Origin of the sequence: Rahnella sp. AA (genome assembly GCF_002834385.1) — a bacterium.
In the GTDB taxonomy this organism is placed as follows: domain Bacteria; phylum Pseudomonadota; class Gammaproteobacteria; order Enterobacterales; family Enterobacteriaceae; genus Rahnella.
In genome coordinates this window covers 456,426-475,410 of sequence record NZ_PITQ01000004.1, presented here as the reverse complement: position 1 = coordinate 475,410, position 18,985 = coordinate 456,426, and the positions used below count along the sequence as shown (strand labels likewise).

Annotated in this window: 18 protein-coding genes; all 18 read left to right on the top strand. The window is 51.9% G+C overall.

Annotated elements, in window-relative coordinates:
* The first annotated feature begins 258 nt into the window (after positions 1-258).
* Positions 259-648, top strand: a complete 390-nt coding sequence (sdhC, locus tag CWS43_RS13200) for a succinate dehydrogenase cytochrome b556 subunit (protein ID WP_101077384.1) — start codon at positions 259-261, stop codon at positions 646-648.
* Positions 642-989 (top strand): succinate dehydrogenase membrane anchor subunit, encoded by a 348-nt coding sequence (sdhD, locus tag CWS43_RS13195; RefSeq protein WP_095921202.1) that lies wholly within the window; start codon positions 642-644, stop codon positions 987-989. The genes sdhC and sdhD overlap by 7 nt, the downstream gene beginning before the upstream one ends.
* A 3-nt stretch (positions 990-992) precedes the next feature.
* Entirely contained in the window at positions 993-2,759 is a 1,767-nt protein-coding gene (gene sdhA, locus CWS43_RS13190) for a succinate dehydrogenase flavoprotein subunit (protein WP_101077383.1), read from the top strand.
* A gap of 19 nt (positions 2,760-2,778) precedes the next feature.
* A complete protein-coding gene (locus CWS43_RS13185; protein WP_101077382.1) occupies positions 2,779-3,495 on the top strand; it encodes a succinate dehydrogenase iron-sulfur subunit in 717 nt (238 codons plus the stop codon).
* A gap of 392 nt (positions 3,496-3,887) precedes the next feature.
* Positions 3,888-6,695: a 2-oxoglutarate dehydrogenase E1 component gene (gene sucA, locus CWS43_RS13180; protein ID WP_101077381.1), complete on the top strand. Its 2,808-nt coding sequence runs from the start codon at positions 3,888-3,890 to the stop codon at positions 6,693-6,695.
* 45 nt (positions 6,696-6,740) lie between these two features.
* On the top strand, positions 6,741-7,970 hold the full coding sequence (gene odhB / locus CWS43_RS13175) for a 2-oxoglutarate dehydrogenase complex dihydrolipoyllysine-residue succinyltransferase (RefSeq protein ID WP_101077380.1): 1,230 nt from the start codon (positions 6,741-6,743) through the stop codon (positions 7,968-7,970).
* 96 nt (positions 7,971-8,066) lie between these two features.
* Positions 8,067-9,233 carry an ADP-forming succinate--CoA ligase subunit beta gene (gene sucC, locus CWS43_RS13170; RefSeq protein WP_101077379.1) on the top strand — a complete coding sequence of 389 codons (1,167 nt, stop codon included), beginning with the start codon at positions 8,067-8,069 and terminating at the stop codon, positions 9,231-9,233.
* Positions 9,233-10,105: a succinate--CoA ligase subunit alpha gene (gene sucD / locus CWS43_RS13165; RefSeq protein ID WP_101077378.1), complete on the top strand. Its 873-nt coding sequence runs from the start codon at positions 9,233-9,235 to the stop codon at positions 10,103-10,105. Before sucC ends, sucD begins: the two co-directional genes overlap by 1 nt.
* Before the next feature lie 724 nt (positions 10,106-10,829).
* Positions 10,830-12,398: a cytochrome ubiquinol oxidase subunit I gene (cydA, locus tag CWS43_RS13160; RefSeq protein ID WP_101077377.1), complete on the top strand. Its 1,569-nt coding sequence runs from the start codon at positions 10,830-10,832 to the stop codon at positions 12,396-12,398.
* A gap of 15 nt (positions 12,399-12,413) precedes the next feature.
* Complete coding sequence (gene cydB, locus CWS43_RS13155) at positions 12,414-13,553, top strand: cytochrome d ubiquinol oxidase subunit II (RefSeq protein WP_101077376.1); 1,140 nt, start codon at positions 12,414-12,416, stop codon at positions 13,551-13,553.
* A gap of 10 nt (positions 13,554-13,563) precedes the next feature.
* Positions 13,564-13,677 (top strand): cytochrome bd-I oxidase subunit CydX, encoded by a 114-nt coding sequence (cydX, locus tag CWS43_RS13150; RefSeq protein ID WP_101077375.1) that lies wholly within the window; start codon positions 13,564-13,566, stop codon positions 13,675-13,677.
* A gap of 2 nt (positions 13,678-13,679) precedes the next feature.
* The gene (gene ybgE, locus CWS43_RS13145; protein ID WP_101077374.1) at positions 13,680-13,973 is read left to right on the top strand and encodes a cyd operon protein YbgE; all 294 of its coding nucleotides are present in this window, start codon (positions 13,680-13,682) and stop codon (positions 13,971-13,973) included.
* A 151-nt stretch (positions 13,974-14,124) separates the two neighbouring features.
* Entirely contained in the window at positions 14,125-14,529 is a 405-nt protein-coding gene (gene ybgC, locus CWS43_RS13140) for a tol-pal system-associated acyl-CoA thioesterase (protein ID WP_101077373.1), read from the top strand.
* Positions 14,526-15,215, top strand: coding sequence for a Tol-Pal system protein TolQ (tolQ, locus tag CWS43_RS13135; RefSeq protein WP_013576430.1), 690 nt, complete (start codon positions 14,526-14,528; stop codon positions 15,213-15,215). Before ybgC ends, tolQ begins: the two co-directional genes overlap by 4 nt.
* Before the next feature lie 11 nt (positions 15,216-15,226).
* Positions 15,227-15,658, top strand: coding sequence for a colicin uptake protein TolR (gene tolR, locus CWS43_RS13130; RefSeq protein WP_101077372.1), 432 nt, complete (start codon positions 15,227-15,229; stop codon positions 15,656-15,658).
* A gap of 114 nt (positions 15,659-15,772) precedes the next feature.
* Positions 15,773-17,005 carry a cell envelope integrity protein TolA gene (gene tolA, locus CWS43_RS13125; protein WP_101077371.1) on the top strand — a complete coding sequence of 411 codons (1,233 nt, stop codon included), beginning with the start codon at positions 15,773-15,775 and terminating at the stop codon, positions 17,003-17,005.
* A 130-nt stretch (positions 17,006-17,135) separates the two neighbouring features.
* Positions 17,136-18,428: a Tol-Pal system beta propeller repeat protein TolB gene (gene tolB, locus CWS43_RS13120; protein ID WP_101077370.1), complete on the top strand. Its 1,293-nt coding sequence runs from the start codon at positions 17,136-17,138 to the stop codon at positions 18,426-18,428.
* A gap of 47 nt (positions 18,429-18,475) precedes the next feature.
* Positions 18,476-18,982: a peptidoglycan-associated lipoprotein Pal gene (pal, locus tag CWS43_RS13115; RefSeq protein ID WP_101077369.1), complete on the top strand. Its 507-nt coding sequence runs from the start codon at positions 18,476-18,478 to the stop codon at positions 18,980-18,982.
* Positions 18,983-18,985 lie beyond the last annotated feature (3 nt).

Below are 18,985 nucleotides of genomic sequence, written 5' to 3'. Positions count from 1 at the left end.
TTTGAAAATTGACTATCGCGCCGTTTAAGCACATCGGATGTCGTTGTTTGAGCGCGGGAGAAGTTGAGCTTTTAGCTCTGATATATCCAAGTAATTTGCGTTGCGGGAAGGCGGCAAGCGAACGAGTCCTATGAGCTGACTCCAGTCAGTGATTAGGGTGAGTAAACGCAGCCAACGCACCAGCAGCGCAAAGAACGAAGGATAGATGCTGTCTGACATACTGCTCCGGGCCGGAGGAAGTAAAATAATAAGAGCTGTGTGGGCAAAACCGTGAAAAAACAAAGACCTGTCAATCTGGATCTGCAAACGATCCGGTTTCCTGTTACTGCGATAGCGTCCATCTTACACCGAGTCTCTGGCGTAATTACCTTCGTCGCCGTCGGTATCCTCCTCTGGCTGTTAGGCCTGTCTCTCTCTTCTCCTGAAGGGTTTGCACAAGCTGCTGCCATCATGAATAGCTTCTTCGTCAAATTCATCTTTTGGGGAATACTCACTGCGCTGGCCTATCACGTCTGCGGTGGCATTCGCCACTTGCTGATGGATTTTGGCTATATCGAAGAGAGTTTGGCTGCCGGTACCCGTTCTGCCCAGGTGGCAATCGGTCTGACCGTCGTGCTGTCAATTCTGGCTGGAGTCCTCGTATGGTAAGCAACGTTTCTGCATTGGGACGCAATGGTGTGCACGACTGGCTGTTACTGCGTGCTTCCGCGATCATCCTCACCTTGTACATCCTTTATATTCTGGGCTTTGTGGTTCTGGCTCAGGAACTGACTTTTGATGTCTGGCATGGCTTCTTCTCTTCCTCCATCACGAAAGTATTCACACTGCTGGCATTGCTGTCGATTTTGATTCATGCGTGGATCGGCATGTGGCAGGTGTTAACGGACTATGTCAAACCGGTAGCTGTCCGACTGGTGCTGCAACTGGCCATCGTCGTCACGTTAGTGGTTTACCTACTTTACGGAACAATTGTTGTTTGGGGAGCGTAGTAAATGAATCTGCCAGTCAGAGAGTTTGATGCTGTCGTTATCGGTGCAGGTGGCGCCGGTATGCGTGCCGCGTTACAGATTTCACAACAGGGCCTGTCCTGCGCCCTGATTTCCAAAGTCTTCCCGACCCGCTCCCATACGGTGTCTGCTCAGGGCGGTATTACCGTTGCGCTGGGTAACACGCATGAGGATGACTGGGAATGGCATATGTACGACACCGTAAAAGGTTCCGACTACATCGGTGATCAGGACGCCATTGAATATATGTGTAAAACCGGGCCGGAAGCGATTCTGGAACTCGAACACATGGGATTGCCTTTCTCCCGTCTTGATGACGGCCGTATTTACCAGCGTCCGTTTGGTGGTCAGTCGAAGAACTTCGGCGGCGAGCAGGCGGCACGTACGGCAGCAGCAGCCGACCGTACCGGTCATGCACTGTTACATACGCTCTATCAACAAAACCTCAAAAACGGTACAACGATTTTCTCCGAATGGTATTCACTGGATTTAGTGAAGAATCAGGACGGCGCGATCGTCGGCTGTACGGCAATCTGTATCGAAACCGGTGAAGTGGTGTACTTCAAAGCCAAAGCGACCGTGCTGGCAACCGGCGGCGCAGGCCGTATTTATCAGTCCACCACCAATGCACACATTAATACCGGCGACGGCGTGGGTATGGCACTGCGCGCCGGTGTGCCGGTGCAGGATATGGAAATGTGGCAGTTCCACCCGACCGGTATTGCCGGTGCGGGCGTCCTGGTGACAGAAGGCTGCCGTGGTGAAGGTGGCTATCTGCTGAATAAAGATGGCGAGCGTTTCATGGAACGTTATGCGCCAAATGCCAAAGACCTGGCAGGTCGTGACGTGGTGGCGCGTTCCATCATGATTGAAATCCGTGAAGGCCGTGGCTGCGAAGGTCCGTGGGGCCCGCACGCCAAACTGAAACTCGATCATCTGGGTAAAGACGTTCTGGAATCCCGCCTGCCGGGTATTCTGGAATTGTCGCGTACCTTTGCGCACGTCGATCCGGTCAAAGAGCCGATCCCTGTTATCCCAACTTGTCACTATATGATGGGCGGCATTCCGACCAAAGTGACCGGTCAGGCGCTGCGTGTAAACGCACAGGGTCAGGATGAAGTGATCCCGGGTCTGTTCGCGGTCGGCGAAATTGCCTGCGTTTCCGTTCACGGCGCAAACCGTCTCGGCGGTAACTCACTGCTGGACCTGGTGGTATTTGGCCGCGCAGCCGGCATGCATTTGCAGGAATCTATTGCCGAGCAGGGTGACAGCCGCGATGCGTCACAGGATGACATTGATGTGTCTCTTGAACGCCTGAGCCGCTGGAACAATACCCGTTCCGGCGAGGATCCGGTGGCGATCCGTAAAGACCTGCAATCGTGCATGCAGAATAACTTCTCGGTCTTCCGCGAAGGTGATGCGATGGCGAAAGGTCTGGAAGAACTGAAAGTGATCCGCGAACGTCTGAAAACCGCGCGTCTGGATGATACCTCCTCAGAATTCAACACCCAGCGCGTCGAGTGTCTGGAGCTGGATAATCTGATGGAAACTGCGTTTTCTACTGCCGTCTCCGCAAACTACCGTACCGAAAGCCGTGGCGCACACAGCCGCTTCGACTTCCCGGAACGTGACGATGCGAACTGGCTGTGCCACACGCTGTATCAGCCGGAAACAGAAAGCATGACCCGCCGTGAGGTAAACATGCAGCCTAAGCTTCGCGCGGCCTTCCCGCCGAAAGCGCGTACTTACTAGGGCGGAGCGGAGACAGATTATGAAACTCGAATTTTCGATTTATCGCTACAACCCGGACGTTGACGACGTACCGTACATGAAGGATTACGTGCTGGAAGCCAAAGAAGGGCGCGACATGATGTTGCTCGACGCGCTGATTTTGCTGAAAGAACAGGATCCTACGCTGGCGTTCCGCCGCTCATGCCGTGAAGGTGTGTGTGGTTCCGACGGCGTTAACATGAATGGTAAAAACGGTCTGGCGTGCATCACCCCGGTTTCAACGTTACGTCACGGCAGCAAGAAAATTGTTATCCGCCCGTTGCCGGGATTACCCGTTGTGCGTGACCTTGTTGTGGACATGGGGCAATTCTATAAGCAGTATGAGAAGATTAAGCCTTACCTGTTGAATGATGGGAAAAATCCTCCGGCGCGGGAACATTTACAGATGCCGGATGAGCGTGAAAAACTGGACGGATTGTACGAATGTATTCTCTGCGCCTGTTGTTCGACGTCCTGCCCGTCTTTCTGGTGGAACCCGGACAAATTTGTCGGTCCGGCAGGTCTTCTGGCCGCTTACCGTTTCCTTATCGACAGCCGCGATACCGAAACCCAATCGCGACTCGACGATCTGAACGATGCTTTCAGCGTATTCCGCTGCCACAGCATCATGAACTGTGTGAGTGTGTGTCCTAAAGGTTTGAACCCGACGAAAGCTATCGGGCACATCAAATCGATGCTGCTACAGCGGGGCGCCTGAGTTCAGAAGGTCATGCCATCAGCGGGAACTCAGGTTCCCGCTGTTATTTACTCACCCGCAGGCTTTGCTTTCTTTAGTTACAAATGCCGTAACTGAGGCGTTGATAGCAAATAAGTAATTTTTTAATAACAAAGTAGCAACAAGTGCAACAAAGTTGCGCCTGACAGGAGTAAGATAGCCGGGTAAAAATAAGGGGCATGGAAAAAAGGGGAAAAAAGCAGGGCAACTTCAAAAATCAGTCACGCACCAGGCGGATTTCTGAAGGTTCCTTGAAGAGCCAAACGCTCAACCAACGAACTGTTTTAGTATGGAAAACCGTTTTACCGCGGTGTATCACGGTCAATATTATTAACCACGGCGAAAACTAAAGCTTCAAAGCTTAAGGGATCACGATGCAGAACGGCGCAATGAAGGCCTGGCTGGATTCCTCCTATCTGGCGGGTGCAAACCAGTCTTACATAGAGCAACTCTATGAAGACTACTTAACCGATCCTGGTTCCGTTGACGATAGCTGGCGTTCGATTTTTAAACAGCTACCAACAGTGGGTGTCAAACCAGAGCAACTCCATTCACAAACTCGCGACTACTTCCGCCGTCTGGCGAAAGATGCGTCACGTTACAATTCCTCCATCAGCGATCCTGATACGGATGCCAAGCAAGTTAAGGTGCTGCAGTTAATCAACGCCTTCCGCTTCCGTGGTCACCAGAATGCAAACCTTGATCCCCTCGGCCTGTGGAAACTGGACGATGTGCCTGATCTGGACCCTGCATTCCATCATCTGACGCAGGCTGATTTCCAGGAAACCTTCAACGTCGGTTCTTTTGCCATTGGCAGGGAAACCATGCAGCTCGGCGAGCTGTATAAAGCCCTGAAGCAAACCTATTGCGGCTCCATTGGGGCGGAATATATGCACATCACCAACACCGAAGAAAAACGCTGGATCCAACAGCGTATTGAATCGGTAGCCGGTCGTGCGAAATTCAGCAATGACGAGAAGAAAACGTTCCTGAAAGAACTGACCGCCGCAGAAGGTCTGGAACGTTATCTGGGCGCGAAATTCCCGGGCGCAAAACGCTTCTCCCTCGAAGGTGGCGATGCGCTGGTTCCGATGCTGAAAGACATGATCCGTCATGCAGGCAAAAATGGAACGCGCGAAGTGGTGCTGGGTATGGCGCACCGTGGCCGTCTGAACGTGCTGATCAACGTGCTGGGGAAAAAACCTCAGGACCTGTTCGATGAGTTCTCCGGCAAACATAAAGAACACCTGGGTACCGGTGACGTGAAATACCACATGGGCTATTCGTCTGATGTGGAAACCGAAGGCGGTATGGTTCACCTGGCGCTGGCGTTTAACCCGTCGCACCTGGAAATCGTCAGCCCGGTGGTTATCGGTTCTGTTCGTGCCCGTCGTGACCGTCTGGACGAAGCACGCAGCAACATGGTTCTGCCAATCACCATTCATGGTGATGCGGCAATTACCGGTCAGGGTGTGGTTCAGGAAACCCTGAACATGTCGCTGGCACGCGGTTATGAAGTGGGCGGTACCGTGCGTATCGTCATCAATAACCAGGTGGGCTTCACCACCTCGAATCCGAAAGATGCGCGTTCTACCGATTACTGTACCGATATTGCGAAAATGGTGCAGGCACCGATTTTCCACGTCAATGCCGATGACCCTGAAGCGGTCGCGTTCGTGACCCGCCTGGCATTGGATTTCCGTAACACCTTTAAACGTGACGTCATGATCGATCTGGTTTGCTACCGTCGCCACGGCCATAACGAGGCCGACGAACCGAGCGCAACCCAGCCACTGATGTACCACAAGATCAAGAAACACCCGACGCCGCGTAAAATCTATGCTGACATTCTGACCGAGCAAAACGTGGCCAGTCTCGAAGATGCCACGGAAATGGTCAATTTGTATCGTGATGCGCTGGATGCGGGCGAGTGTGTGGTGGAAGAGTGGCGTCAGAATGACATGCACACTTTTACCTGGTCACCGTACCTGAACCACGAGTGGGATGAAGCTTATCCGAACAAGGTTGAGCTGAAACGCTTGCAGGAACTGGCGCGCCGCGTCAGCCATGTGCCTGATGCTATCGAAATGCAGTCACGCGTTGCCAAGATTTACGGCGACCGTAACGAAATGGCCGAAGGTAATAAGAAATTCGACTGGGGCGGCGCAGAAAATCTGGCGTACGCTACGCTGGTAGACGAAGGTATTCCGATCCGTCTTTCCGGTGAAGACACCGGTCGCGGCACGTTCTTCCATCGCCACGCTGTGATCCACAACCAGAAAAACGGTTCCGTGTATGTGCCGCTGGCGAATATTCACAACAGCCAGGGCGAATTCAACGTCTGGGATTCCGTGCTTTCCGAAGAAGCGGTGCTGGCGTTTGAATACGGTTATGCCACGGCTGAGCCGCGTACGCTGACTATCTGGGAAGCACAGTTCGGCGATTTCGCCAACGGTGCGCAGGTGGTTATCGACCAGTTCATCAGCTCCGGCGAACAGAAATGGGGCCGCATGTGTGGTCTGGTGATGTTGCTGCCGCACGGTTACGAAGGGCAGGGGCCGGAGCACTCCTCCGCGCGTCTGGAACGTTATCTGCAACTTTGCGCTGAGCAAAACATGCAGGTTTGTATCCCGTCGACCCCGGCACAGGTTTACCACATGATCCGTCGTCAGGCGCTGCGTGGTATGCGTCGCCCGCTGATCGTGATGTCACCGAAGTCTCTGTTGCGTCATCCTCTGGCGGTTTCTACGCTCGATGAACTGGCTAACGGCAGCTTCCTGCCAGCGATTGGTGAAGTAGACGAACTGGATCCAAAACAGGTTAAGCGCGTGGTGATGTGCTCAGGCAAGGTGTATTACGACCTGCTGGAACAACGTCGCAAAAACGAGCAAACCGACGTGGCTATCGTTCGTATCGAACAGCTGTATCCGTTCCCGCACAAAGCGATTCAGGAAGTGCTTGAGAAATTCTCACACGTTCATGATTTCGTCTGGTGTCAGGAAGAGCCGCTGAACCAGGGCGCGTGGTATTGCAGCCAGCACAACTTCCGTGAAGTGATTCCTTTCGGGGCTTCTTTACGTTACGCAGGACGTCCGGCCTCTGCTTCTCCGGCAGTGGGTTACATGTCCGTTCACCAGAAGCAACAGCAAGATCTGGTTAACGATGCGCTGAACGTTAAATAACGCGTTGGCGTGAGTTAACACTATGGAACATAAGAAGGATTTATAATGAGTAGCGTAGATATTCTGGTCCCTGACCTTCCTGAATCCGTGGCAGATGCGACGGTTGCAACCTGGCATAAAAAACCGGGCGACAGCGTTGAGCGTGACGATGTACTGGTAGAAATTGAAACCGATAAAGTGGTTCTGGAAGTGCCGGCAAGTGAAGCCGGTATTCTGGACAGCATTATCGAAGATGAAGGCGCAACGGTCATTTCCCGTCAGATTCTGGCGCGCATTCGTCCGGGTAACAGCTCCGGCAAGCCAAGCACTGAGAAAAGCTCCGATAAAGAAGCGACTCCTGCTGCACGCCATACCGCCGCTCTGGAAGAAGAAAGCAACGATGCACTCAGCCCGGCAATCCGCCGTCTGATTGCCGAGCATTCTCTGGATGCTAACGCGATCAAAGGCAGCGGTGTCGGTGGTCGTCTGACCCGTGAAGATGTCGAGCAACACCTGGCGAAAGCCAAAGACGCGAAACCTGCGGCTGCACCCGCAGCGGCTCCTGCCGCTACCAGCGCTGCACCGGCTCTGGGTTCACGCAGCGAAAAACGCGTGCCGATGACCCGTCTGCGTAAGCGTGTTGCTGAGCGTCTGCTTGAAGCGAAAAACAGCACCGCAATGCTGACAACCTTCAACGAAATCAACATGAAGCCAATCATGGATCTGCGTAAGCAGTACGGTGATGGTTTCGAAAAACGTCACGGTGTACGCCTGGGCTTCATGTCTTTCTATCTGAAAGCCGTGGTTGAAGCGCTGAAACGTTACCCGGAAGTGAACGCTTCTATTGATGGCGAAGATGTGGTTTACCACAACTACTTCGACGTGAGCATCGCCGTTTCTACGCCTCGTGGCCTGGTAACGCCGGTTCTGCGCGATGTGGATACGCTGGGCATGGCTGACATCGAAAAGCAAATCAAAGAGCTGGCGATCAAAGGCCGTGACGGCAAACTGAAAGTGGAAGAACTGACCGGCGGTAACTTTACTGTGACCAACGGCGGCGTCTTCGGTTCACTGATGTCGACCCCGATTATCAACCCACCACAGAGTGCGATTCTGGGCATGCATGCCATTAAAGATCGTCCGATGGCGGTAAACGGTCAGGTTGTGATCTTGCCAATGATGTATCTGGCACTGTCCTACGATCACCGTCTGGTTGATGGCCGCGAATCTGTCGGCTTCCTGGTGACCATTAAAGAAATGCTGGAAGATCCGGCTCGTCTGCTGCTGGACGTTTAGTCCCCGGCGGAACGAAAGAAATAGAGATCGTAAAAATCTGTGGCACAGCCTGCTGTGCCCTGATAAGCCTTCCTACTAAAGAATGGATAGAACATCATGAATTTACACGAGTATCAGGCGAAACAGCTGTTCCTGCGCTACGGCCTGCCAGCACCAACGGGCTTCGCCTGTTCCACGCCGCGTGAAGCGGAAGAGGCTGCATCGAAAATCGGTGCCGGTCCGTGGGTGGTAAAATGTCAGGTTCATGCCGGTGGCCGCGGTAAAGCGGGCGGCGTGAAAGTCGTGAAAAGCAAAGAAGAAATTCGTGCTTTCGCTGAACACTGGCTGGGTAAACGTCTGGTGACTTACCAGACTGACGCACTGGGTCAGCCGGTTAACCAGATCCTGGTTGAATCCGCGACAGACATCGACAAAGAATTGTACCTCGGCGCTGTGGTAGACCGCAGCTCACGCCGCGTGGTGTTCATGGCGTCTACTGAAGGCGGCGTGGAAATCGAGAAAGTGGCTGAAGAAACGCCACACCTGATCCACAAAGTTGCACTGGATCCGCTGGCGGGCCCGCAGCCTTATCAGGGCCGCGAGCTGGCATTCAAATTGGGTCTGACCGGTAAGCAGGTTCAGCAGTTCACCAAGATCTTCATGGGTCTGGCCAACATCTTCCTTGAGCGCGATCTGGCGCTGATCGAAATTAACCCGCTGGTGGTGACTACCGCAGGCGACCTGATCTGCCTCGACGGCAAACTGGGCGCAGACGGCAACGCATTATTCCGTCAGCCAGAATTGCGTGAAATGCGCGATTACAGCCAGGAAGATGCCCGTGAATCTCAGGCAGCGCAGTGGGAACTGAACTACGTTGCGCTCGACGGCAACATCGGTTGCATGGTGAACGGTGCCGGTCTGGCCATGGGTACCATGGACATCGTGAAACTGCACGGTGGCGAACCGGCTAACTTCCTGGATGTTGGCGGCGGTGCGACCAAAGAACGCGTAACAGAAGCCTTCAAAATCATCCTGTCCGATGAGAAAGTGAAAGCCGTCTTCGTAAACATCTTCGGCGGTATCGTTCGTTGCGATCTGATCGCCGACGGTATCATCGGTGCGGTGGAAGAAGTGGGCGTCAGCGTGCCGGTTGTGGTGCGTCTTGAGGGTAACAATGCCGAGCTGGGTGCCAAAAAACTGGCAGACAGCGGTTTGAACATCATTGCAGCGACCAGCCTGACGAATGCGGCTCAACAAGTTGTCGCGGCAGTGGAGGGGAAATAATGTCGATTTTAATCAACAAGAACACCAAAGTTATCTGCCAGGGCTTCACCGGTAGCCAGGGGACTTTCCACTCCGAACAAGCCATCGCCTACGGCACAAAAATGGTTGGCGGCGTAACGCCAGGCAAAGGCGGCACCGAACATCTCGGTCTGCCAGTGTTCAATACCGTTCGCGAAGCGGTTGAGACTACCGGCGCGACTGCGTCTGTCATTTATGTTCCCGCGCCATTCTGTAAAGATTCCATTCTGGAAGCGCTGGATGCGGGTATCAAACTGATCATCTGTATCACTGAAGGCATCCCGACGCTGGATATGCTGGTGGTTAAAGTGAAACTGGATCAGAGCGATGCGGTTATGATCGGGCCAAACTGCCCGGGCGTGATCACCCCGGGTGAATGCAAAATCGGTATCATGCCGGGCCACATTCACCTGCCGGGTAAAGTGGGCATCGTTTCCCGCTCGGGTACGCTGACGTATGAAGCGGTTAAACAGACCACAGATTACGGCTACGGCCAGTCTACCTGTGTCGGTATCGGCGGTGACCCGATCCCGGGCTCTAACTTCATCGATATCCTTAAGCTGTTCCAGGAAGATCCGCAGACCGAAGTGATCGTGATGATCGGTGAAATCGGTGGTAACGCGGAAGAGGAAGCAGCGGCTTACATCAAAGCACACGTGACCAAACCAGTTGTTGGCTATATCGCCGGTGTGACAGCGCCAAAAGGCAAACGTATGGGCCACGCGGGTGCCATCATTGCCGGTGGTAAAGGCACGGCGGACGAGAAGTTTGCTGCGCTGGAAGCGGCCGGCGTCAAGACCGTTCGCAGCCTGGCCGATATCGGTGAAGCAGTGAAATCGGTTCTGCCGCAATAAATATGACGGGTCGCGCCGGAACAATTTCCGGTGCGATTTAAGCCGGTTTATATAAGAAAAAGATTCGACATGTTGGTCACCTTAGGGTGGCCTTTTTTATTTTATCCAAAATATTTAACAATCTATTATTTGAGCTATATTTATTAACAAAGCACGATTGGTTCATTGAAAATAAAACGTTAATACTTAGGGTTTGAAAGGTAGCATTGCGGCTATTAATGCCAACCATAAAAATACAAATAATTAACAATATTGTCATCATTAAATCTCAATGAAACCATAGGTTAACATTCTGGAATATTTTTTTAGAAATTGACGTGGATATTATAGAAATAAACAAGGAGATAGGCTTAAATTGCGTCAGATCAATTACGGTAATTTTGGCTGTTTTGCCATGAAATTGACCTGCATACAGAAATCCGCTTTGTGTCACTAAAAAACCTATTTATTGTGTGGAATTAGTGGCGTAACATAATGGTTCTGTAACATCAGTTTTTTGCATGTTTACTTTTCCCGTGATTTCGCCCGCCCGCGCTGCCCTTAATAAGGCTCACTGGCTGTGTCTTCTTCGGGCATCAGGATGTTTGCGATCTGTCTCACTCTGACTGAACACGGACATTTCTGTTCTACACACATTTGAATACTGGTAGTCATGAGGCGTTCCGGCAACCGGTTCGTCAAAGATCGCAATTTGGGGTCTTCCTCCGAGGAGCAAGGGGTCAAGATGTTTGATATCGTTGAACTGTCGCGTTTACAGTTTGCCTTAACAGCCACGTACCATTTCCTATTTGTCCCATTAACGCTGGGTATGGCGTTTTTACTGGCAATTATGGAAACGGTGTATGTGCTTTCCGGCAAACAAATCTATAAAGATATGACCAAATTCTGGGGCAAACTTTTTGCAATTAACTTTGCCATTGGTGTTGCTACCGGGTTAACCATGGAATTCCAGTTCGGGACTAACTGGTCATATTTCTCACATTACGTCGGTGATATCTTCGGTGCGCCTCTGGCGATTGAAGGTTTGATGGCGTTCTTCCTGGAATCAACATTAGTCGGCCTCTTCTTCTTCGGTTGGGATCGCCTGTCTAAAGTTCAGCACATGGCGGTAACCTGGTTTGTTGCCCTCGGCTCAAACTTGTCTGCCTTGTGGATCCTGGTGGCGAACGGATGGATGCAAAACCCGATTGCTTCTACCTTCAACTACGAAACCATGCGTATGGAAATGATCAGCTTCTCCGAGCTGGTTCTGAACCCGGTTGCGCAGGTTAAATTCGTACACACCGTTGCATCCGGCTATGTGACAGGTGCGATGTTCGTTCTGGCTATCAGCTCATACTACCTGCTCAAAGGCCGCGATGTGGGCTTTGCGAAGCGCTCTTTTGCTATCGCGGCAAGCTTTGGTCTGGCGGCTGTACTGTCTGTTATCGTGCTGGGTGATGAATCCGGTTACGAAATGGGTGACGTACAGAAAACTAAACTGGCGGCAATTGAAGCAGAGTGGGATACCCAACCTGCACCGGCCAGCTTCACGCTGTTCGGCTTGCCAAATCAGGACAAAATGGAAAATGAATACTCCATTCAAATTCCTTACCTGCTCGGCCTGATTGCTACGCGTTCTGTGGATACGCCGGTAACCGGTCTGAAAGACCTGATGACGCAACATGAAGTGCGTATCCGTAACGGGATGAAAGCGTACAACCTGCTGCAAGAATTACGTTCAGGTAACACCGACCCGACCGTGCGCAGTGACTTTGAAAAAACCAAGCAAGACCTGGGATACGGGTTATTGCTGAAACGCTATACCGACAAAGTGACCGATGCGACTGACGCACAAATCCAGAAGGCGACGAAAGATTCTATTCCGCGCGTTCTGCCTCTGTACTTCGCGTTCCGTATCATGGTTGCCTGCGGCATCCTGATGCTGCTTCTGATTGGTCTGTCATTCTTCGCGGTTGTTCGCGGTAAAATTGGCGAAAAACGCTGGCTGCATCGCGCCGTGCTGTTTGGTTTGCCATTGCCGTGGATTGCGGTTGAATCTGGCTGGTTTGTTGCAGAGTATGGTCGTCAGCCTTGGGCGATTGGTGAAATCTTACCTACGGCCATTGCGCACTCTTCATTGACCGTCGGTGATGTGCTGTCGTCAATGATCCTGATCTGCGGCTTGTATACCCTGTTCCTGGTCGCTGAGATGTTCCTGATGTTCAAATATGTGCGCCTGGGGCCAAGTAGCCTGAAAACAGGTCGCTATCATTTTGAACAACCTTCAGCTCCGCTTCAGCAAGCTCAGTAATTAGGGAGTCCGACTATGTTCGATTATGAAAGTTTACGGTTCATCTGGTGGGCGCTGATTGGCGTGCTGTTTATCGGCTTCGCAGTCACTGATGGATTTGATATGGGTGTGGGGATTCTGGTGCGGATCATCGGTAAAACCGATACCGACCGCCGGATCATGATCAATGCGATCGCCCCGCACTGGGACGGTAACCAGGTCTGGCTGATCACCGCAGGCGGCGCGTTATTTGCTGCCTGGCCGATGGTTTATGCCGCGGCATTCTCAGGTTTTTATGCGGCAATGGTTCTGGTGCTATGCGCATTATTCTTCCGTCCGCTGGGCTTTGACTACCGTTCAAAACTGGACAATGCGCGCTGGCGTGGAATGTGGGACTGGGGCATCTTCATTGGTAGCTTCGTGCCATCTCTGGTCTTTGGTGTGGCCTTCGGTAACCTGTTACAGGGCGTGCCGTTCCACATTGATACCGACCTGCGCCTGTTCTACACCGGTAACCTGATTCAGTTGCTGAACCCGTTTGGTATTCTGGCGGGTCTGGTCAGCCTGACTATGCTGATTACCCAGGGCGCAACCTACCTGCAAATGCGTACAGTCGGTGAACTGCACCTGCGTACCCGCAAGGCATCGCAGATTTCTGCGCTGATCATGATGGTCTGCTTCCTGCTGGCGGGTATCTGGGTTGTTAAAGGCATTGATGGTTTCACCGTGACTTCCGTACTGGAGCACGCAGGCCCGTCAAATCCGCTACATAAAACGGTTTCTCATGAAGCGGGCGCATGGCTGGCTAACTTCAATAAGATCCCTGCTTTGTGGGCGATCCCTGCGCTGGGTGTGATCTTGCCGCTGCTGACAATCCTGTTCTCTAGTATGAATAAAGCGGCGCTGGCTTTCGTCAGTAACTCACTGACTATCGCCTGTGTGATCCTGACTGCCGGTATCACTATGTTCCCGTTCGTCATGCCGTCAATCACTGATCCAAACGTCAGCCTGACCATGTGGGATGCAACGTCTACCTTACTGACGTTGAGAGTGATGACCGTTGTGGCGTGCATCTTTGTACCAATCATCCTGATTTACACCTCATGGGCGTATTACAAGATGTTCGGTCGCCTCGATAAAACGTACATCGAGAACAACAAGCATTCGCTGTATTAAGGAGAACACCATGTGGTATTTTGCCTGGATCCTCGGCACCTTGCTGGCTTGCTCATTTGGTATCATGACCGCGCTGGCGCTTGAGCACAGCGAAGCCAACAAAGCGGCTAAAGAAGAGAAGTAACGATGAGTGTGATTGCGGATAAAGTTTACGCCGTCACAGACAAGGGCCCCTTGCGGGCCCTTTCCCTTGTGATGTCGCTGGTGCTGGCCGGGTGTGTTTTCTGGAAGCCGGGGATGTTTGCCTCGTCGACCAGCCAGCTGGAAGTGTGGCATGGGCTCATTCTGATATGGGCTGTGTGTAGCGGTGTTATTCATGGTCTGGGCTTCCGTCCGAAAAATTCGGTGTGGAAATCATTTTTTTCACCGTTACTGGCGATGATTGCGCTGGCCGCCGGGCTGTTTTACTTTTTTAGCTGACTTTTATCGCCTTAAAAACACACAAATTTACAGTAATTTTCCTATGGGCCGTTCTGGCCCATAATTATTTTCATTCCAGCATTTCTACCCATTCCCAACCCCAATTCACTTGCGTATAGTAGTGCCGTCAAATTGCATTACGGGATGTAGAGTGAGTAATTCGTTGTTCCGATGGCCGGTTCGTGTCTATTACGAAGACACAGACGCGGGAGGCGTGGTCTACCATGCCCGATACGTCGCCTTTTATGAAAGGGCTCGCACAGAGATGTTGCGCCAACGCAATTTTCACCAGCAACAGTTGCTGGGAGAACACGTCGCTTTTGCTGTCCGCCGCATGACGGTCGAATACTTTGCACCAGCTCGCTTAGATGATTTGCTGGATGTTCAGAGTGAGATTACGTCCATTCGCGGAGCTTCTCTTACTTTTGCACAACGAATTCTTGATTCGCATGGAAACCTTCTGAGTTCTGCAGAAGTGTTAATTGCATGCATTGATCCACACCAAATGAAGCCCCGAGCGCTTCCTAAGTCTATTGTCGCGGAGTTTAAGCAGTGACTGACATGAACATTCTTGATTTATTTTTGAAGGCCAGCATTCTGGTCAAGCTGATTATGCTTGTCCTGGTGTGTTTCTCTATCGCGTCCTGGGCGATCATCATTCAACGCACGAAGGTGCTGAATGCCGCTACCCGCGAGGCAGAAGCGTTCGAAGATAAATTCTGGTCCGGTATTGAGCTTTCCCGTTTGTATCAGGAAAGCCAGGGCCGTCGCGAAACCCTGAGCGGGGCAGAGCAAATCTTCCATTCTGGTTTTAAAGAATTCGCACGCCTCCATCGTGCCAACAGCCACGCGCCGGAAGCCGTGATTGAAGGCTCATCCCGTGCGATGCGCATTTCCTTTAATCGTGAACTCGAATCGCTTGAAACACACATTCCTTTTCTCGGCACCGTGGGTTCCATCAGTCCATATATCGGCCTGTTCGGTACGGTCTGGGGGATTATGCATGCCTTTATCGGTTTGGGTTCTGTGAAACAGGCTACCTTGCAAATGGTTGCGCCAGGTATCGCAGAAGCACTGATCGCGACCGCGATTGGTCTGTTCGCCGCTATTCCTGCTGTTATGGCGTACAACCGCCTGAACCAGCGCGTGAATAAGCTCGAGCAAAACTACGATAACTTCATGGAAGAATTCACGGCTATCCTGCACCGTCAGGCTTTCTCTCGCGAAACCAGCAGTAATTAAAGGGGGAGAGTATGGCTCGTTCACGAGGTCGTCGTAACCGCCGCGAAGGTAAGTCGGAAATCAACATCGTTCCACTTCTGGACGTATTGCTGGTTCTGTTGCTGATTTTCATGGCAACCGCGCCCATCATTACTCAGAGTGTAGAAGTCGATTTGCCTGATGCGACGGATTCAAAAACGGTGTCCAGCGATGATAACCCGCCAGTGATTGTGGAAGTTTCTGGCGTAGGTCAGTACACGATTGTGGTTGACCATCAGCGCATGGAACAGTTGCCGGAACAGCAGGTTGTCGCAGAAGCGACCAGCCGCATTCAGGCCAATCCGAAGACAGTATTCCTGATCGGTGGCGCTAAAGACGTACCTTATGATGAAATCATTAAGGCGCTGAATATGCTGCATCAGGCTGGCGTGAAGTCTGTCGGATTGATGACACAACCTATCTGAGGATAGGTAATTTGTAACACTTATTTGAAACCCGGCACTCCCTGGCTTGTTAAAAGAGTACGACAGGCGCTGCAGGAACCGGGTTTTTAGTAATCCTGTCTTGGGAAATCTATTTTGGTAAAGGCAACTGCAACTGAACAAAACGATAAGCTCAAACGCGCCGTTATTGTTTCGGTCGTTCTGCATATCATCATTATAGCCCTGTTGATTTGGGGATCGCTGGACGAAGATACCAGCATGAGCGGCGGCGGTGGTGGCAGTGATATCTCTGCCGTAATGGTTGATCCAAGTGCTGTAGTCGATCAATACAACCGTCAGCAGCAGCAACAGGCTGATTCCCAACGTGCTGCACAAGCGCGTCAGAAAAAATCAGAGCAACAGGCTGAAGAACTTCAGCAGAAACAGGCCGCAGAACAACAGCGCCTGAAAGAGCTCGAAAAAGAGCGTCTGCAGGCGCAGGATGCTGCGAAGCAGCAAGCTCAGGAACAGGCTCAGCAGCAGAAACAGGCAGAACAGGCCGCAGAGCAGGCGAAAGAACAACAGAAACAGGCAGAAGCTGCTGCTGCACAAGCGAAGGCCGAAGCGGCTAAAGCTGCCGCTCAGGCGAAAGCTGATGCAGCAAAAGAAGCCGCTAAAGCACAGGCCGATGCGCAGAAGAAAGCGGCGGCTGATGCCAAAAAACAGGCTGACGCTGAAGCCGCGGCGGCAGCTGCGGCTGCGAAAAAACAAGCTGAAGCTGACGCGAAGAAAGAAGCCGCTGCAGAAGCCAAAAAACAAGCAGCCGCAGAGGCTAAAGCTCAGGCGGCTGCTGATGCGAAGGCGCAGGCTGACGCGGATGCAAAAGCAGCAGCCGATGCTAAAGCCGCCGCTGCTGCTGAGAAGAAAGCTGAAGCTGCCGCTGCTGCGAAGAAAGCGGCTGCAGATAAAAAAGCGGCTGCGGCTGCGGCTGCCAAGGAAGCGGCTGACGCAAATAATTTATTTGACGGGTTGGCCGATTCTAAAAATGCGCCGAAAGGTTCAACGGGTGGTGGAGCTTCTGCTCCGGCTGGCAAAGGAACTCAGAAAAAGGCGGGTGCATCCGGTGCTGATATTGCTAACTATGGTAGCCAGATTAAGGCCGCCATTGAGAGCCGGTTCTATGATGCCTCATCCTATGCCGGTAAAACCTGTACGTTGCGCGTTAAAATGGCACCAGATGGTTCTTTGAATAGTGTAACGGCCGAGGGAGGCGATCCGGCTCTTTGTCAGGCAGCGCTTGCTGCGGCCCGACAGGCTAAGTTCCCGAAACCGCCTTCTGATGCAGTTTATGAAGTGTTTAAAAATGCTCCGTTAGATTTTAAACCGTAGAAAGATGAAAATAACTTCTTTTCAGAATTTTACGATAGTTTGCAGGGTGTAATTCTAGTTTTGTATGCGTTGGTTTGTTAAAATTCTGCTAAATTATCGCGGGCAGATACGTCCAGATAAGGGAGATACAATGAAGCAGGCATTTCGAGTAGCGTTCGGCCTTTTGATGATGTGGGCATCTGTAGTACATGCAGAAGTTCGCATTGAAATTACCCAAGGGGTAGATTCTGCTCGCCCGATTGGCGTTGTGCCATTCAAATGGGCGGGTCCGGGTACCCCACCTGAAGATGTGGGCGGTATTGTTGCGGCTGACTTACGTAACAGCGGCAAATTTAATCCGATCGATGCATCACGCATGCCACAGCAGCCAACCTCTGCCGCAGAAGTCACACCTGCTGCCTGGACCGCTCTGGGTATCGATGCTGTTGTGATCGGTCAGGTTCAGCCTGCAGGCGATGGCAGCTATGTGGTGTCGTACCAGTTGGTTGATACCTCTGGTGCTCCGGGCACCGTGCTGGCACAAAACCAGTATAAAGTGACCAAACAGTGGTTACGTTATTCTGCCCATACTGCGAGTGATGAAGTTTTCGAAAAACTGACCGGTGTTAAAGGCGCATTCCGTACCCGTATCGCTTATATCGTGCAAACTAACGGTGGTAAATTCCCGTATGAACTGCGCGTAGCGGATTACGATGGTTACAACCAGTTCGTTGTTCACCGCTCACCAGAGCCTTTGATGTCTCCGGCCTGGTCTCCGGATGGTAGCAAGCTGGCGTATGTTACTTTTGAAAGCGGTCGTTCAGCATTGGTTGTTCAGACACTGGCCAATGGTGCAATCAAACAGATCGCATCATTCCCTCGTCACAACGGTGCGCCGGCTTTCTCTCCGGATGGTTCCAAACTGGCATTCGCCCTTTCTAAAGGCGGTAGCCTGAACCTGTACGTGATGAACCTGGGATCAGGTCAAATCAGTCAGGTGACTGATGGACGCAGTAATAATACTGAACCAACCTGGTTCCCGGACAGCCAGAATCTGGCCTTCACGTCGGATCAGGGCGGTCGTCCACAGGTTTATAAAGTAAGCATTAATGGCGGTGCGCCTCAGCGTCTGACCTGGGAAGGCTCGCAGAATCAGGACTCTGACGTAAGTGCAGATGGTAAGTTCCTGGTCATGGTGAGCAGCGCCAGCGGTACACAGCACATCGCTAAACAAGATCTGGCAACGGGAGCCGTTCAAACATTGACGGACACGTTCCTGGATGAAACGCCTAGCCTCGCACCTAACGGCACTATGGTAATTTACAGTTCCTCTCAAGGGCTGGGTTCCGTATTGCAGCTGGTATCGACTGATGGGCGTTTCAAAGCGCGTCTTCCGGCAACTGATGGACAGGTCAAATTTCCTGCCTGGTCGCCGTATCTGTGATGCATATACAACTATGTATGGCAAAAAATTATAAAAGGATCGAATAGATGCAACTGAATAAAGTGCTGAAAGGGCTGATGCTGGCATTGCCTGTACTGGCAGTCGCTGCTTGTAGTTCTCACAAAAACGCAAATGACCAATCTGGTATGGGTCTGAATTCTGGCGCTGGCACTGAAAACGCTAACATGTCTTCAGATGCGCAAGCGCGTCTGCAGATGCAAGAGCTGCAGAAAAACAACATCGTTTACTTTGGCCTGGACAAATACGATGTGTCTTCCGAGTTCGCTCAGATGTTAGACGCGCACGCAGCTTTCCTGCGTAGCAACCCGTCTTACAAAGTGACTGTTGAAGGTCATGCTGACGAACGTGGTACTCCAGAGTACAACATCGCCCTGGGCGAACGTCGTGCTACTGCTGTTAAAATGTACCTGCAAGGTAAAGGCGTTTCTGCTGACCAAATCTCTATCGTTTCTTACGGTAAAGAAAAACCAGCTGTACTGGGCCATGACGAAGCGGCTTACGCTAAAAACCGTCGTGCCGTACTGGTATACTAAGAG

What these genes read in the sequence shown, in the direction of transcription:
- sdhD (WP_095921202.1), top strand. Translation starts at nt 642, where the DNA reads ATGGTAAGCAACGTTTCTGCATTGGGACGCAATGGTGTGCACGACTGG.
- sdhA (WP_101077383.1), top strand. Translation starts at nt 993, where the DNA reads ATGAATCTGCCAGTCAGAGAGTTTGATGCTGTCGTTATCGGTGCAGGT.
- CWS43_RS13185 (WP_101077382.1), top strand. Translation starts at nt 2,779, where the DNA reads ATGAAACTCGAATTTTCGATTTATCGCTACAACCCGGACGTTGACGAC.
- sucA (WP_101077381.1), top strand. Translation starts at nt 3,888, where the DNA reads ATGCAGAACGGCGCAATGAAGGCCTGGCTGGATTCCTCCTATCTGGCG.
- odhB (WP_101077380.1), top strand. Translation starts at nt 6,741, where the DNA reads ATGAGTAGCGTAGATATTCTGGTCCCTGACCTTCCTGAATCCGTGGCA.
- sucC (WP_101077379.1), top strand. Translation starts at nt 8,067, where the DNA reads ATGAATTTACACGAGTATCAGGCGAAACAGCTGTTCCTGCGCTACGGC.
- sucD (WP_101077378.1), top strand. Translation starts at nt 9,233, where the DNA reads ATGTCGATTTTAATCAACAAGAACACCAAAGTTATCTGCCAGGGCTTC.
- cydA (WP_101077377.1), top strand. Translation starts at nt 10,830, where the DNA reads ATGTTTGATATCGTTGAACTGTCGCGTTTACAGTTTGCCTTAACAGCC.
- cydB (WP_101077376.1), top strand. Translation starts at nt 12,414, where the DNA reads ATGTTCGATTATGAAAGTTTACGGTTCATCTGGTGGGCGCTGATTGGC.
- cydX (WP_101077375.1), top strand. Translation starts at nt 13,564, where the DNA reads ATGTGGTATTTTGCCTGGATCCTCGGCACCTTGCTGGCTTGCTCATTT.
- ybgE (WP_101077374.1), top strand. Translation starts at nt 13,680, where the DNA reads ATGAGTGTGATTGCGGATAAAGTTTACGCCGTCACAGACAAGGGCCCC.
- tolR (WP_101077372.1), top strand. Translation starts at nt 15,227, where the DNA reads ATGGCTCGTTCACGAGGTCGTCGTAACCGCCGCGAAGGTAAGTCGGAA.
- tolB (WP_101077370.1), top strand. Translation starts at nt 17,136, where the DNA reads ATGAAGCAGGCATTTCGAGTAGCGTTCGGCCTTTTGATGATGTGGGCA.
- pal (WP_101077369.1), top strand. Translation starts at nt 18,476, where the DNA reads ATGCAACTGAATAAAGTGCTGAAAGGGCTGATGCTGGCATTGCCTGTA.